Raw genomic sequence first — 465 nt, forward strand, 5'->3', positions numbered from 1 at the left:
GTCTTCAAGTTCCCTGTCTCCGAAGGCGAGCTGAGCGTTGAGGCGCAGCTGAGTGTGGAGAAATTTCGATCCGACGCAAAGGCCCGTTACTACGTCGAGTTCCTCAACAGGTCCGCAATGTCGGAAGAGACGGTGAACTCGATGCTGAGTGTTTGGAAAGCGTTGTCCTCGCGACTTAAGGAGCGTGGGATGAACATGTCCAACGTAGTTCTCGGTGGTAACAAATATGACCAGGGCGTTGATGCCGTGGTGATGGTCAGGGTGGGTAAATAATGAAGCCAGTCGCAATTCCGAATTATGTGGATGATCAGCTGCAGTTCTTCTTCTGGGAAGTGGACGAGTTCTTTCCGTCGCTCGTGATTTTCATGGTCCTCTACATGTGGGACCAGCTGTTGATGGGCATCGTGCTTTCCTTTGTGTTCGTGAAGCTGTTCGGACGCTTCAAAAACAACCATATGCCTGGAG

The 465-nt window shown here is 51.4% G+C and carries 2 protein-coding genes; both read left to right on the forward strand.

The annotated features are described in order from the left end of the window. Positions 1-273: hypothetical protein (locus GVL03_RS22440; RefSeq protein ID WP_235038271.1), on the forward strand; the 273-nt coding region annotated here is incomplete at its 5' end. Next, positions 273-465, forward strand: a 193-nt coding sequence (gene traL / locus GVL03_RS23510; RefSeq protein ID WP_159502632.1) for a type IV conjugative transfer system protein TraL, incomplete at its 3' end; no start/stop codon positions are given. The genes GVL03_RS22440 and traL, both read left to right, overlap by 1 nt.

Source organism: Microbacterium sp. 18062, assembly GCF_902706225.1.
In the GTDB taxonomy this organism is placed as follows: domain Bacteria; phylum Actinomycetota; class Actinomycetes; order Actinomycetales; family Microbacteriaceae; genus Microbacterium.